General features: G+C 47.9%; 11 protein-coding genes. 6 read left to right on the top strand and 5 right to left on the bottom strand.

The features are described 5' to 3' along the window. The first annotated feature begins 503 nt into the window (after nucleotides 1–503). From EQU24_RS18985 to EQU24_RS18970, 4 genes are read left to right on the top strand one after another with little or no spacing between them, the layout of a single operon-like run. Entirely contained in the window at nucleotides 504–2,459 is a 1,956-nt protein-coding gene (locus EQU24_RS18985) for a TonB-dependent receptor plug domain-containing protein (RefSeq protein ID WP_017842055.1), read from the top strand. A 3-nt stretch (nucleotides 2,460–2,462) separates the two neighbouring features. Next, on the top strand, nucleotides 2,463–3,392 hold the full coding sequence (locus tag EQU24_RS18980) for an ABC transporter substrate-binding protein (protein ID WP_014149980.1): 930 nt from the start codon (nucleotides 2,463–2,465) through the stop codon (nucleotides 3,390–3,392). Continuing rightward, a complete protein-coding gene (locus tag EQU24_RS18975) occupies nucleotides 3,379–6,186 on the top strand; it encodes an ATP-binding protein (protein WP_017842056.1) in 2,808 nt (935 codons plus the stop codon). The genes EQU24_RS18980 and EQU24_RS18975 overlap by 14 nt, the downstream gene beginning before the upstream one ends. Then, nucleotides 6,183–8,738, top strand: a complete 2,556-nt coding sequence (locus EQU24_RS18970; RefSeq protein ID WP_138767226.1) for a two-component system response regulator — start codon at nucleotides 6,183–6,185, stop codon at nucleotides 8,736–8,738. Before EQU24_RS18975 ends, EQU24_RS18970 begins: the two co-directional genes overlap by 4 nt. A gap of 89 nt (nucleotides 8,739–8,827) precedes the next feature. Here EQU24_RS18970 and EQU24_RS18965 read toward each other — a convergent pair whose 3' ends face one another. The 3 genes from EQU24_RS18965 to lexA form a co-directional block, all read right to left on the bottom strand. After that, nucleotides 8,828–9,190, bottom strand: coding sequence for a SirB2 family protein (locus EQU24_RS18965; RefSeq protein ID WP_017842058.1), 363 nt, complete (start codon nucleotides 9,188–9,190; stop codon nucleotides 8,828–8,830). A 737-nt stretch (nucleotides 9,191–9,927) separates the two neighbouring features. Continuing rightward, the gene (locus EQU24_RS22570) at nucleotides 9,928–10,083 is read right to left on the bottom strand and encodes a hypothetical protein (protein WP_014149976.1); all 156 of its coding nucleotides are present in this window, start codon (nucleotides 10,081–10,083) and stop codon (nucleotides 9,928–9,930) included. Next, the gene (gene lexA / locus EQU24_RS18955) at nucleotides 10,080–10,751 is read right to left on the bottom strand and encodes a transcriptional repressor LexA (protein ID WP_017842059.1); all 672 of its coding nucleotides are present in this window, start codon (nucleotides 10,749–10,751) and stop codon (nucleotides 10,080–10,082) included. Before lexA ends, EQU24_RS22570 begins: the two co-directional genes overlap by 4 nt. 86 nt (nucleotides 10,752–10,837) lie before the next feature. On the opposite strand from lexA, the gene EQU24_RS18950 reads away from it, so the two are divergent. After that, nucleotides 10,838–12,019 carry a M20 aminoacylase family protein gene (locus EQU24_RS18950; RefSeq protein ID WP_017842060.1) on the top strand — a complete coding sequence of 394 codons (1,182 nt, stop codon included), beginning with the start codon at nucleotides 10,838–10,840 and terminating at the stop codon, nucleotides 12,017–12,019. 8 nt (nucleotides 12,020–12,027) lie between these two features. Here EQU24_RS18950 and ribA read toward each other — a convergent pair whose 3' ends face one another. Further along, the gene (gene ribA, locus EQU24_RS18945; protein WP_083877788.1) at nucleotides 12,028–12,642 is read right to left on the bottom strand and encodes a GTP cyclohydrolase II; all 615 of its coding nucleotides are present in this window, start codon (nucleotides 12,640–12,642) and stop codon (nucleotides 12,028–12,030) included. Between the two features lie 524 nt (nucleotides 12,643–13,166). Between ribA and hspQ the strand changes: the two genes are divergently transcribed. Next, nucleotides 13,167–13,478 (top strand): heat shock protein HspQ, encoded by a 312-nt coding sequence (hspQ, locus tag EQU24_RS18940; protein WP_017842062.1) that lies wholly within the window; start codon nucleotides 13,167–13,169, stop codon nucleotides 13,476–13,478. A gap of 32 nt (nucleotides 13,479–13,510) precedes the next feature. On the opposite strand, the gene EQU24_RS18935 is transcribed toward hspQ, so the two are convergent. Next, a complete protein-coding gene (locus tag EQU24_RS18935; protein WP_017842063.1) occupies nucleotides 13,511–14,128 on the bottom strand; it encodes a class I SAM-dependent methyltransferase in 618 nt (205 codons plus the stop codon). Between the last annotated feature and the right edge of the window lie 609 nt (nucleotides 14,129–14,737).

The raw sequence follows: 14,737 nt of genomic DNA, 5'->3' as shown, positions 1-14,737 counted from the left end.
ATTTAACCCGTCCCCAACGTTTCGGTTTGACCTAAACATTTCGGCTTACTTCGGCCAAAGTCGAAATGTTTAGGACGGGGTTGCAAACCCCGTCCTGCTAGGGCATAGGTATCTACACAAGTTTTCAGCTTTATAAAACAATTGGTTAAGTTGATTTTTCTGTAATCTAGGATAAAAAAGTAGCCTAAAAAATCCAATTTTTAGTCCCTATCTTCATAAAAAACCAGAAGAAACTTTATAACAGCATGATTTTAAAAGATAAAGATGTGTAGATACTTATGCCTGCTAGGGGCAGGCAAAGCCGGACACCCCTGCGCCTCCTCGTGCACTGCCGAAATTTGAAGTGCGAAAGATATAATCAAGCATCGAGCTGCGGCTTGGTTTCGCGTTTAAGACAATGTCTGTTCGCTTATTTCTAAAGTATAATAACCGGCCTGCATCGTTGCGTTCCGGTATTCCGTTTGGTTGCACGAGCAATCGAGTCGAATGGTGGAGCAATCCTGTTGATAATCCCGAAAGTATTTGCCAGGTCTTTTTTGCTGAATCTGGTGCTGACATTTCGTGTTGTTGCCGAAGATTTTACGGCAGCGCTCGACGAAAAAATATTGTTTGAAGACATTCCTTCGGTCTATAGCGCATCGCGATACGAGCAGCCGGTCACGCAGGCGCCTTCGTCTGTCAGTATCGTGACATCAGAGGATATCAAAAAATTCGGTTATCGCAATCTAGGCGATATTGTCGGCAGCATGCGCGGCATGTATACCAGCAATGATCGGATTTATCAGCGTATCGGTATTCGCGGTTTCAATCGGAGCGGCGATTACAATACCCGTGTTTTGGTATTGATCGACGGTCATCGCAGCAACGACAACCTGGTCGATTTTAGCGCGATCGGATCCGAGTTCATGGTCGATGTCGACGATATCAGTCGCGTCGAGCTGGTTCGCGGGCCGGCATCTTCTCTCTATGGCAGCAATGCTTTTCTCGGCATACTCAATATCATTACCAAGCGCGGCCGCGATCTTGAAGGTCCGTCCGTGACCGGTGTATTCGGCAGTCAGGAGACCTATAAGGGGAAATTCACTTACGGGCAACGCTTCGACAACGGATCGGAGCTCTATTTGTCCGGTTCGCATTTTCAGAGCGAGGGCGAGGATAATTTGTCCGTGGCCGGTCTCGGGACCGCTCGCGATGTGGATAAGGACCGTTCCGAGCGCGGTTTTGCCAAATACACGATGGGCGATTTTACCTTGAGCGGCGCTTACGTCAGCCGCAGCAAGCGGCCGCCGGTGCCGATTGTCGACACGATTTTCAACGACTCCCGTAATAGTCTGGATGACGATCGCGCTTATGCCGATTTGCTCTACGAACATTATTTCGATAACGGTCTCGAAGTCATGGCGCGTACCTATTACGACTTCAATGCTTTCGACGGTTATTATGCCTTCGTGCCGGACGATTTAAGCCGCGACGTGTTTCGCGGTCAGTTATGGGGTAACGAGCTGAAATTGTCGAAATCATTCGGCGACCATCACGTCATTGTCGGCGGCGAATACCGGTATAATTTTCAGCAGGCGATGCGCAGTTTCGAGCGGGGATCCGGCGAACAATTTGCGGATGTGGCTATCAAACGCACGATTTGGGGTGTTTATATTCAGGACGATTACCGTATTTTAGATAATCTCACCTTGAATGCCGGCGTGCGGTATGACCGTTATGAAGGTATCGCCGATGCAGTAAATCCCCGGGCTGCGCTCATTTACCAACCGTTTACCGATACGACCTTAAAGCTGTTATACGGCCAGTCGTTTCGCGTGCCGAGCGCTTTCGAGGAAAATTACCGTTTCGGCAATATTTGGGTCGGGAGTTCGGATTTAGAGCCTGAGACGATGCGCTCTTATGAAGTGAATCTCATTCAGCGTATTCAACGCAATTATCTGCTTACGCTCGCGCCTTATTTCAACCAGGAATTCGATATGATTCGCTTGACCGGAGGCGGGACGGTTGAGAATCCTTATATTTATAAAAACGTCAATTCGATCGAAACTTACGGCATCGAAACCGAGCTGCAAGGGCAGTGGGAAAACGGTTGGCGCGCGGCTTTCAGTTATGCCTACCAGCAATCGAAGGTACAGGGCGACCCCAGAAAACCCGAAAACTCGCCCGAACACCTAACCAAACTCAATATTACCGGTCCTTTGTGGCAAGATCTTGTCTTTGCCGGTTTTAACTTGAGTTATACCAGCCGGCGCAACACATTTTCATCAAACGTGCCCGGCTATTTTCTGGCTAATATGACCGTTTTTTCCAGCAATTTGATTCCGGGGCTGGAGCTGAGCGGCAGTATTTATAATCTCTTCGATAGTCGTTATCACGATCCTTCTACGACCGACTTGCGCGCCGAAACCATCGAACAAAACGGGCGTTTGTTTTTGGTTAAGTTCAATTATGAGTTTTAACCGATGAGCCGATTGATCGTAATCGGCTGCTGGTTGTCAAGCCTGCTGATTTGCGTGCCCCAGTGTCTCGCCGATACGCAGAGTATTACGATTACCGCGATTTTGAGTCGGGATGCGGAACCTTATCAGGAGGTTCTAGAGGGTGTTCGACAAGCTTTTTCGGTCAGCGGGTTCCGTATTGAGCTCGATGTGCATGTTTATAAAGACGCCAGCAATAATGCCCCGATTAAAGCAGCCGTTTCGGCCAGTCGGTCCCGAGCCGTTTTATCGCTGGGTAGTCAGGCGACTGCATTTGCCGTATCTGAGTTTAGCGAATTGCCCATATGCGCGGGGCTGATCGTTGACGAAAAAGCCTTGGGCGATAGCGAGAATGTCACTGGGTTAGTGCTGAAGTTTCCGTTGGAAATCGAACTGCAATGGCTCAAGATGTTTATCGGTTCCGATAAGTCGATTGCCGTGTTGTATCATGAAGAAAAAAGCGGTGCCGAATTAGGTAGGGCTCAGCAACTTGCCGAGCAAATCGGGCTCAGGCTTCATGCGCAAGCCGTCAACGATCACTCGGATTTGCCGTCCGTATTGAAACGTTTGCCGCAGAATACCGGAGCGTTATGGAGTTTCGCCGAATCCGGTATTTTAAATGCGCAAACCGCCAAGCATGTGTTGCTTTATTCGTTTCGAAACCGAATTCCTTTGGTCGGTTTGTCGAATCAGTGGACCAAGGCAGGGGCGCTTTATTCGCTCGATCGAGACTATTTCGATATTGGAGTTCAGTGCGGCGAAAAAATCGTGAAAATTTTGAACGGCATTCCTCCCGAACAAATTCCGGTGGAGCCGCCCCGGAAAGTGTTTTACTCGATCAATATGAAAACGCTACGGCATATGAAGTTGGAATTGCCGGAAAGTTTGATTCAAGATGCCCATGAAGTTTTTTAACGTAAAGTCGCAAAGGAGCCTGACTCAGGAGTTCAATGCGTTCGTGATTTTGCTGATTCTCAGTACGTCGCTGATTATTACGGGCGTCAATGCCTATCAGTCTATTGCCGATAATTACAGCCGTCTGCTGACCCATGCCCGGGTTTTGGTTGAAATGATTGCGATCAACAGCGAATATGCGCTCTATACCCGTAATGTCCGCGAATTGCATGAGATTGCACGTAAACTGGATCAAATAGGCGAGATCGCTTATATCCGTTTTTACGATGCCGATAACCAGCTGATGTATCGGCATAGCACTATCTCCGGCGATTATGAGCCTATGCCCCCAATTGAGCAAGCGCGACCCCGGTTGTTGACGTTATTGATGCATAGAAGCCGTTATGCAAGCTTGGCATTCGGCAAAGAGATTTATGGCTACAGTCAGGCGCCCGACGATTCCATGTTGCTGGAATTGAACGATAGCTCTCAAACGCCCGAATATATCGGGCGCATTGAATACGGTTTGTTATTGGGGCCTTTTTTTCGGACGGCAGGAATCGCGATCGTTAATGCGCTATTGGTGAGCTTGGCGATTTCGATAGTCGCGATTTTGTTGACGGTCAGGATGACGAGGAAAATTACTTTGCCCGCCCGGCGTTTGGCCGATGCGGCGATCGATATTTCCAACGGGCACTTCGATCAGCAGTTAAAAATCAAGGGCGGCAGGGAAATTAATGAGTTGACCGAAGCGTTCAATAAGATGCTCAGAAGATTGAGCATTTACCGTTCCCGCATCATGGCTCAGCGTGAAGATTTGCGTGAAAAGGTTCGGCAGCGCACCAAAGATTTGGAAGTCGCTACCGATAAAGCCGTCATGCTGGCCGAAGAAGCGCAAGCCGCAAATCGGGCTAAATCGCAATTTTTGGCCAACATGAGCCATGAAATCAGGACGCCGATGAATGCGATCATCGGCTTTAGCGAATTATTGCTGAAAGAAAGCTTGAATAAACAAGAGCGGCATTATGTGCAATTGATCGCCAATTCATCGCAGTCGTTATTATCGTTAATCAACGATATTCTGGATTTTTCAAAGATCGAAGCCGGTAAATTTGATTTACATTCGGATAATTTCGATCTTTATGTCACCTTGAATCAAATCGCCGATTTATTTTCGGCGCAAGCGGCGGCTAAAAATGTCGATTTGTGTTTCGACGTGATGCCGGGATTATCGACATGGGTCTGCGGCGATCAGGCGCATTTGCATCAAGTTTTGGTGAATTTGGTCGGTAACGCACTTAAATTCACGCATCGAGGCCAAGTGATTATTAGGGTGCGGGTGCTGGATGAAAATGCTTTGTCGGTTCGCTATCGCATCGAAATCCAAGATACCGGTATCGGCATCGAGCCGGACAAGCTCAAATTCATTTTCGAGCCCTTCACTCAGGCCGATGAGTCGTCGAGCCGCTTATACGGCGGTTCCGGACTAGGTTTGAGTATTACTCGGCAATTGGTCGAATTAATGGGAGGCTCTATCGATTGCAGCAGCGAACCGGGTGTGGGATCGCAATTTACCGTGGAGTTGTCGCTGGAGAAGCCGGCGCCGATGCACAGTGAGCCTGCGATGTCTTTGCAAGGTTGCAAGGTTTTAATTGCGGCTCAGCCGGGTGCACAGGTTGATATTATGGCGAGACAGATACAGGCATGGTCGGGGGGCGCGGTAACTTCGGCAACAACGTATGAGGCATTAGCGAAGATGCGCGAGGCTGCCGATAACGCGGAGGCGTTCGATACGATTGTGATTGATGATTGTTTGTCGGGACTCGGCGCCTTGTTGACGGAAATCGGCAAGACGTCAGGATTAACCGGGTTACGGACAGTGCTGTGGGGTAATGCGGAGTTGTCCGAACAGGCGGATGCCTATTTGAATCAACCCTATCATCTACTCGATTTGCAAAAATGCATCAAGCCTTCCGTTCTTGCCACGGATAATTGTCCCGGGGCTGGTGAGAATTCTTCTCGATGCGATTTAGTTAAACTTCCGGAAGCGGCTATTTTAGTGGTTGAAGATAACCTTGTTAATCAAGAGCTCGCGAAGGCCATTCTTGCAGGCCTCGAATGCCGCACGACTCTTTGCGCCGATGGTGCCGAAGCCGTCGAGCAATTTACCGAGCATGATTTCGATTTGATCTTGATGGATTGCCAGATGCCGGTCATGGATGGTTATACGGCCACCGAAAAAATTCGTGCGCTCGAATGCGAACAGCAGCGAATTAAAACGCCCATCATTGCGTTGACGGCTGCAACAATTTCCGGCGATCGGGAGCGTTGCGCGACAGTTGGTATGGACGATTTTTTGAGTAAGCCTTTTATCGTCGAAGACTTAATCGATAAGCTGAAGCATTGGTTGCCGCATAAAGTTCAAAGCGTTTCAATAAGATCAATTGAAAGTTCCGATCATTCGGTGTTGGATATGGATGCACTCGCCAGAATTCGAGACTTAGATCCCGGTGGTTCGACCGCTATTTTAGCGAAAATCATAACGATTTATTTAGAGACATCGCCGGAACAAATTCGAACAATCAAGCAGGCTTACGCGCAAGAGAATAGGGATGTCGTGAGAAAAGCCGCGCACAGCTTAAAATCGTCTAGCGCCAATCTCGGTGCCGATACCTTATCCGCAGTTTGTAAACGTTTAGAGATCCAGGCGATCGATGCACAGTGGCAAGATCTATCGGATTTAATAACCACTATTGAAAATGAATTCGATTGCGTCGCCGATGCCTTGCGCGCGCAACTCGATTCTTTATCGTGAACGCTACTATGTCGCCAACAGACCGAACAGCCGAACAACCGCTTTTGTTAATCATCGATGACGATCCCGCGATTCGGATCTTGGTTAGCGAGGCATTGGCACCCCATGGGTTTACCGTTGAATCGGCGGAAAGCGGAGAGCGCGGCCTGGTTGTTTATGAGCAAGTTCATCCCGATATTATTTTGCTCGATATCAATATGCCCGGAATCGACGGCATCGAAGTTTGCCGGATAATCAGAGCATTACCCCAAGGGCAGCATGTCCCGATTCTGATCTTGACGGGCTCCGACGACACTCGGTCGATTGAAGAGGCATATCAGGCTGGAGCCAGCGATTTTATTACGAAACCGATCAATTGGCCGGTGCTGATCCACCATGTTCGTTATATGTTGCGCGCCGCACAAGCGCTTAGCGATCAATATAACGACATTCGCTTGCAGGCCTTGTTGTCATCGTTGATGGCATTGAAGTGCGGAACGTTCGATTCGCTCGAAGAAATGGCAAGGCAAACCCTAAATTTGATTGCGCCGGAGCCTTTAGTTCAGTCGTTCAGCCGTTCCTGTGCGCTTTATCTAATGAATGATGAAGGATTGAAGTTCGTTGGTCAAACCGATCCCGGATTAACGCATTATCCTGAGCGAATCGAGGGGTTGTCGACGCAATCATTAGTTGCCGGTAACGGCTTTCCGCCGTGGCAAGCATTGTCATTGATCGAAGCGGACCGGTTATTGGGCGTTTTACTCTATACGCCGGCGACTGATAATGGCGCCGGAGCCCGTATTTTTAAAAGTATTGCGGAAAAATTGACTCACTTGTTGGTACGCATACGGTCGGAGTTGGAAGTTCGGCTAACCGCCTCCGTATTCGCGAATACGTTGGACGGTATTGCAATTACCGATGCTCGTGGCGTGCTGTTGCGAGTCAATAGCGCTTTTGAAGCGATTACCGGATATGCGGCGAAGGATGTGCTTGGCAAAAATATCGGCATTCTTAAATCCGGAAAGCAAGATAAGCTGTTTTATCGCTCGTTATGGAATGGCTTGCAAAAAACCGGGAAGTGGCAAGGCGAGATATGGAATCGGCGTAAAAATGGTGAGATTTATCCGGAGTGGTTGAGTATCACCGCTATTGCCGATGCTCAAGGGAACGTCGCCCAATACATTGCTGTATTTGCCGATATTTCCAACCAAAAGGCACAGGAACAAGAAATCCGCAAGTTAGCCTATTTTGACGATTTGACGGGGCTCGCAAATAGAACCTTATTGAGCGATCGACTGCGGATAGCCTTGGCTCAGTCCGAACGAACGGATGACAGCGTGGCATTATTGTTCATCGATTTGGATCGCTTTAAAAATATCAACGATACATTGGGGCATTCGGTCGGCGATCAGTTATTGATGACGATTGCCGAAAGGCTAAAAGACATGTTCAGAGAAGCCGATACCGTGGCCAGACAAGGCGGCGATGAATTTATTGTTTTGTTGACCAACTTGGGAGGTGATAAGTCCGTTGCCGAACTGCATACGGCCCAGGTAGCAGAGCAGGTGCGTAAGGTATTGGCGTTCCCAATCCATTTGGCGCATCATGAATTGACGGTGACGGGAAGTATCGGTATCGCGTTTTATCCGCACGATGCCGCAACCGGTAACGACCTAATCAAGCATGCCGATACCGCGATGTATGTCGCGAAGGAAAAAGGCCGTAATCGCTTTAAATTATTTCACCCCAGTATGGCGGAAAGAGAGCGGCAACGCTTTACATTGGAAACGCTGTTGAAGAAAGCGATCGAAAACGCCGAGTTCGAGCTTCATTATCAACCGCAAGTCGACATCAGTCTGAAATCGGTCATCGGCGCCGAGTGTTTGATTCGTTGGAACAACGACCAATTAGGATGGGTTTCACCGATGGATTTTATCCCATTGGCAGAGGAAACCGGGTTGATACATGATATTGGTGATTGGGTGTTGGCGACAGCCTGCGAGCGGCTCAGGCACTGGGAGGAAACTCAGGCGCCTTTCAATAAAACCTGCAGCTATTTGGCTGTGAATGTTTCGCCGCGTCAATTTGCTAAAAAAGACTTCGCGCAACGTTTACGGCATATTATTTTGTCTAGTGGGCTTCAGGATTTGTCGATGTTGGAATTGGAATTAACCGAGGGATGCTTGATGCACCATTCTTACGAATCGATCAAAACGCTGGCCCAGTTGCGGAATATCGGGGTTCGAATATCAATCGATGATTTCGGTACCGGTTATTCCAATTTGAGCTATCTCAGAAACTTCCCATTGGATACGCTGAAGGTTGACCAGTCTTTTGTCCGGGACTGTATTGCCGATAGTAAAAGCCGAGCGATTGTTAAAGCCATTATTTCGATGGCCGATGGTCTTGGGTTAAGTACCATCGCGGAAGGTGTTGAAAACCATGAACAGCTAACATTTTTACAAAATCTGGGGTGTCGGGTTTTTCAAGGCTATTTGTTTTCAAAGCCAGTGGCGATCGATGAATTTGAAGCTTTTTTGAACGAGTCAATTTCGGTATTGGCGAATGAGTAGTCAGGTTTTTACCGTGATCGCCGCGGCTATCTTTTAAAGCGAAAGTGCTTGGTTAGGGGCAAGGATATTGCCCCGGTTAGGGTTTAGAATTACAGAAAGAAAAATGCTTGTTTGTTGACTGCCACGAGCGCAATATAAATAAAGCACAGTAAGGCGCCCGCAAATGCCAGCCAGCGTTGATTGCCTTGACTGCGCATCGCCACGATACCTAGGCCGATATAACCAAGCAATGCCACGATTTTGGCAAGGATCCAGCCGAAATCGGCCGAAAGCCAGCCGCCGATAAAAACCAATGAAATTCCGCTAATTAGCAGCACCGTATCGATGACATGCGGGGCAATTTTTAACCATTTTTGCGACAGTAATGCAGAGTGGGTTTCCGACAAGAATATGCGCCCGGTAAAGCTGATGATGGAGAGCGCGACAAAAAGCATGTGGATATGTTTGATCATAGTGATTTTAATTTTCTAGAAAAGGTGATGGCCAAATAGGATGAATGTTCTGCGTATTACTTGAAATCAGGGCATTGTGCACGGAAAGCATGGTAGACACAAAACTAATGACTCTCTAGAGGTGCGGTTTGACTTCTCCTCATTCATTGATCAACAACCAATGTGTTATTTCGTCGAATAATTGTGTTTATTAGCTATACCTTTCGCACTTGAAATTTCGGCATTGCCTAAGGAGGCGCCGGGGTGTCCGACGAAGGCTTTGCCAGCATGGAGCTGGCATAGAGCCTACATGGACGTATTCACGGCGTCCTTTGATGGCACCCCGGTGCCGAATTTTGATCTACGATGGGTATATTTTAGTGGACCCAATGCTTATTCTAGGGTTAGCCGTTGTTTTTTGGCGCCGGTTTACCTGTTTATAACCGCGCGTTAATTTATAACATGCTATGCATTAACGCGCTACTCTCAAGAAAACAGCAGCAATTCCTAGTTTGAGCAGTTTCGCCGATTTTAGGGTATGGGGTATGCCTGTCGAGGAACGCCGTAAACCCATCCATGGGGGCTTGGCGGCAGCTAAGCGCCAAGGATGGTGTGAATGCAGATTTTGCATTACGCCAAGGATGGCGTGTAGTAGGGCAATGCAGGAGCAATTGCCGAGGAGCAAAAATCGACCGAACACCCCGGTACCTCCATACGCTAATGCCGAAATTTGAAGTGAGGTAAGTGTACAGTCATGTTTACCAATTCAAGCCCAGGAGTAAAAATAATACGATAATGGCCGGTGCGACGATATTCGGTAGCCGGCCTTCGTTCCATGGGAAGGTTTGGTTTTCGCCCATCAGATCTTTGATACGGTCATGGACTTGATCCTGCATGTGATAACGTGGGGTCATGATTTTTCTCCGGTTAAGTGGCGGGATGGGTTTTTGTGCCGATAACTGCGCATTTGCCCGATCAATACGCCTTGAATTTCAACTTGATGAGGTTTATAGCGCATTGGTTTTAAACCCGGATTCGCCGAAATCAGTACCGTTTCATGCGGGTACTGTTCGATGATTTTGAGCGTGACTTCCATCTTGTCGATCAATGCTACGACGATTTCGCCGTTAAGGGCGTGGCTGCGTTGTTCGATGACGACCCAGTCGCCGTCGAAAATGCCCTCGTCGATCATCGATTCGCCTTTAACCTGTAAGATATAGCAAGGCTTTTCGGATTTTAGTTGATCTGGGACGTGCATGTAGTTGATATTTTCAATGGCTTCGATCGGTTTGCCGGCGGCGATTGCGCCGACTAACGGTAGCGTATTGCGTTGATCGTTAGCCGAAGGTTCTTTCAGTGCCAAGGCGTGGGCTGTTAAACGGATGCCTCGTTGTTTACGGTTAGGAGCTTCAACTAGGCCGGCACTAATGAGTCCTTGAATATGTTTGTGCAGCGAGCCTCTCGATTTTAGTCCGATAGCGGCGCATAATTCGTCGAGTGTCGGTGGATGTGTAAAGTCTTGTTGATCGAGTAAAAAATCAAACACTTCTTGTTGTTTACGGGTTAAGTTGAAAGGATGCATAGTTTGTTCTCTATCTGTTTTGAAAAATAGTATACAAAGAACAAATAGAAAACAATATCTATTTTTATTATGTTTTTCGAATGGCTATGACGACAGAAAAAAAATTATCGGAATGGCATGAGCCGATGCGGCAGTGGCGGCGGCATTTGCATCAATTTCCTGAAACCGCATTCGAGGAAAACGAAACGGCGCGTTTTATTGCCGCAAGATTAAGGGAGTTCGGGCTTGATGTGCATGAAGGATTGGGGGAAACCGGTGTTGTGGCGAGTTTGGAAGCTGGCACGAGCTCTCGAAAAATTGCGCTAAGAGCGGACATGGATGCGTTGTTTATTCAAGAGCAAAATACGTTTGCGCATCGTTCGAAGCATGATGGAAAAATGCATGCATGCGGGCACGATGGTCATAGTGCGATGCTACTCGGTGCGGCAGGATATTTAAGTCGGCATCCTCAATTCGATGGAACCGTATATTTTATTTTTCAACCGGCCGAAGAAGGCAGGGCCGGTGCGAAACGGATGATCGATGACGGTTTGTTTAAGTTGTTTCCAGTCGATTTCGTGTTCGGTATGCATAATTATCACGATATTCCGGAAGGACAATTTGCCGTCAAATCCGGCCCGATGATGGCTTCGTTCGATTGTTTCGAGATTGTTGTCACAGGGCGTGCCACACATGCCGCAATGCCGCATTTAGGCAACGATGCTATTGTCGCCGCGGCGCAAGTGATCGGTGCTTTACAAACCATTGTTAGCCGTACGGTCGACCCGCTCAATTCGGCGGTAGTCAGCATTACGCAGATTCATGGGGGTGATACTTGGAATGCCTTACCCGAGTCGGTCGTGTTGCGCGGTACGTTTCGATGCTTTACACCAGCGGTGCAGGAATTGATTGTCGATAAGATTAGAAAGACGGTCGAAGGAATTTGTGCGGGATTGGGCGTTAGCGGGTCGATTGCGTTCAATCCCGAGAATCCGGGGTATCCGGTGTTGGTCAACGCGCCGAATGCGACCGAATTGGCATTGCTGGCGGCAGCAAAGGTAGCGGGAAGCGAAGGAGTCGATTTGTGCCCGGTACCGAGCATGGGCTCGGAGGACTTTGCTTTTATGCTGCAGCAGGTGCCTGGGTGTTATGTATGGATCGGTAATGGCCCCTCGGAAGGCAGTTGTTTATTGCATAATCCGCATTACGATTTTAACGATGCAATTTTACCGATGGGAGCCGCCTATTGGGTTAGCTTGGTGGAAACGGTTTTGCCGGCGGAAGTTTAACGGGACGATTAGTTTTTGTCTTCATTCGGCAGGGTTAACAAGTGACTCATTTTTTCGACTTTGGTGGTCAAGTAAGCGCGGTTGTCGTTATGGAAAACCGATTCGATCGGGATGCGATCCTCGACTTTGATGCCGAGTTGAGTCAATGCATCGATTTTTCTCGGGTTATTGGTAATCAATTGGATCGAATCGACGCCTAAGTCTTGTAGCATTAACGCGGCGAAAGTATAGTCGCGCTCGTCGTCCAAATGACCTAAATGAATGTTGGCATCGACCGTATCCATGCCTTGGTCTTGTAAGTTATAAGCCTGCAGTTTTTTCAATAACCCGATACCGCGCCCCTCTTGGCGTAAATAAATCAACACGCCTTGCCCCGCGTTGCTGATAATCTGCAGTGCCTTGTCGAGCTGTTCGCCGCAGTCGCAACGTCGCGAACCGAGAACGTCGCCGGTAAAGCATTCGGAATGGATGCGAACCGGAATTCGGCTTTGGTTTGCGATTGAGCCCTTTACGAAGGCTACATGCTCCTTAGTGTCGATGTTGTTGCTGTAGTAATGTAGAACAAATTCGCCGTAACGGGTTGGAATGCGGGTTTGAACAAGATTTTTTATCTGAGGCTTCACGTCGTTTAATCGAAATAATGTAATGGGCTGTATTTTAACAGCAATTCCCAGTTTGAGCAGTTTCGCCGATTTTAGGGTGTGGGGTATGCCTGTCGAGGAACGCCGTAAACCCATCCATGGGGGCTTGGCGGCAGCTCCCTGCTGCCGACATCCTCGCCAAGCATACCCCACACCCTTTTTGATCTCCAAATTGGGAATTGCGGGTATTTTAACTAATTCGTCCAGTTCGTAGCGAAAAACTTTAGAATTTTTCAGCAATTCTCGGTTTATGCATTTTCGGCGGTTTAGGGTGTTTGTGATGATTATGATATTCTTTTATTGAAGTCGGACTTTGCGCGGATGTGGCGGCAAGTTTAGATATACTCATCGTAGATCAAAATTCGGCACCGGGGCCCGTCAAAGGACGCCGTGAATACATCCATGCTGGCAAAGCCTTTGCCGAGCACCCCGGCGGCGCTTTAGGGACTGCCAAAATTTGAAGTGCGAAAGGTTTATAAGAGCTGCTTGGCTTGAAGAGACGGGTTATGAAAGAAGCAAAATATTTTTTAGGGCAGATCGTTCATCATAAATTGTTTAATTACCGTGGGGTTATCTACGATGTCGATTTCGAGTTTCGCGGCGGCGAAGAATGGTACGAAAAAGTCGCGCGCAGTCGACCCGCAAAGAATCAACCTTGGTATCATGTCTTGGTCGATAATGCCAGTCACCAAACCTATGTCGCGGAATGCAATTTGATGGTCAGTCAGAACAAGCAGCGCATTCATAATCCGATGGTAGATTACTATTTTGACGATTTTGACAACGGGGTTTATTCGTTGCATGTCATGAAGAACTGATCGGGCAAACGAGAGTTGTTCGTCGATCGAGTTTATTTTCGCGCTTGTATTAGTTTAATAATGTCGCCGCTGCTTGAGTCGACATGAATCGAACTGAAGCCGGAGGCTTGTACGTTTTTGATCGTTTGCCGATTGATGTTTGCGCCGAGCAATGAAACCGTCAACGGGTTCAATAGATTCATCAAGCGAGCAAGCAAAGGTCTTGAGCTTAAAACGTGTTCGAGCAGCACGATTTGTCCGCCCGGTTTTAAGACTCGATGCAATTCTTTGAGCCCTTTTCTGGGCGAGGGTACCGAGCAAAATACGAAAGAGGCAATCACGGTATCGAAACAATTGTCGGCAAATTCAAGCGATTCGACATCCATTACATGAAGATCGACATCGATCTGTTTTCGGTTTTTTTTGTGTCTTGCGATATCTAGCATTTTGCCGCTGAAGTCGATTGCGGTTATCCGAGCGCCATGCGGATAATAATCGAAGTTTTTACCGGTGCCGACGCCAATTTCAAGAATATGCTCGCCTTCGGCTTTGGCCCATAAGCGTTTGCGCCATTTTTTGAAAAATAAGCCTTCCATGACGGCTTCAAGGCTGTCGAAATAAGGCGCTAGTCGGTCATAGCGTTTTTTGATCGAGAGGCTGTCCGGTTTCATATCATCTCCTTGTCATCGCGCATTAAAGAACTCGAATTGGTTGATCCTAATTAAAGCATTTCACCATGAAGGTGATGAAGAATAGCTTCTTACCCGTTTGTGTAAAACTTTCGTTCACCCGAAAAATTAGTGGGGTGCTAAAGCAACCTATTGAATTTAACTAATATACTGCATGTGCTTTATGGTTAAACTACCGACTTTACTGTGAAAGTTCGTAGATTCGGACTCCTTATCTAATTTTTCGATATACAAAACTCCGTTCTGGCAATGCCGGTTCCTGAGAGGGTGCGGTTGCTCGACCGACAGGCGTCGGCGGCAAGGCAGATTTTTGCTCCTCGGCAATTGCTCCTGCATTGCCCTAATACACGCCATCCATGGCGTAATGCAAAATCTGCATTCATGCCATCCCTGGCAATCTGACAGCCGCCGTCGAGCCTACATGGACGTATTTACGGCGTACTGTCGGGCGAGTGATCGCACCCTCCACCAACGCCACGCGCTTTCATTTGCCGGGCCTTCATGAACGTTAGGTTTATAGTACACACGCATCAAGTTTCAGCTTTTTATCTCCCTCATCCTAACCTTCTCCCAAAGGGAGAAGGTATTGAC

Origin of the sequence: Methylotuvimicrobium buryatense (assembly GCF_005931095.1) — a bacterium.
Classification (GTDB): domain Bacteria; phylum Pseudomonadota; class Gammaproteobacteria; order Methylococcales; family Methylomonadaceae; genus Methylotuvimicrobium; species Methylotuvimicrobium buryatense.
The sequence above is the reverse complement of the archived record's forward strand: the minus strand, read 5'-3'. Positions and strand labels throughout refer to the sequence as shown.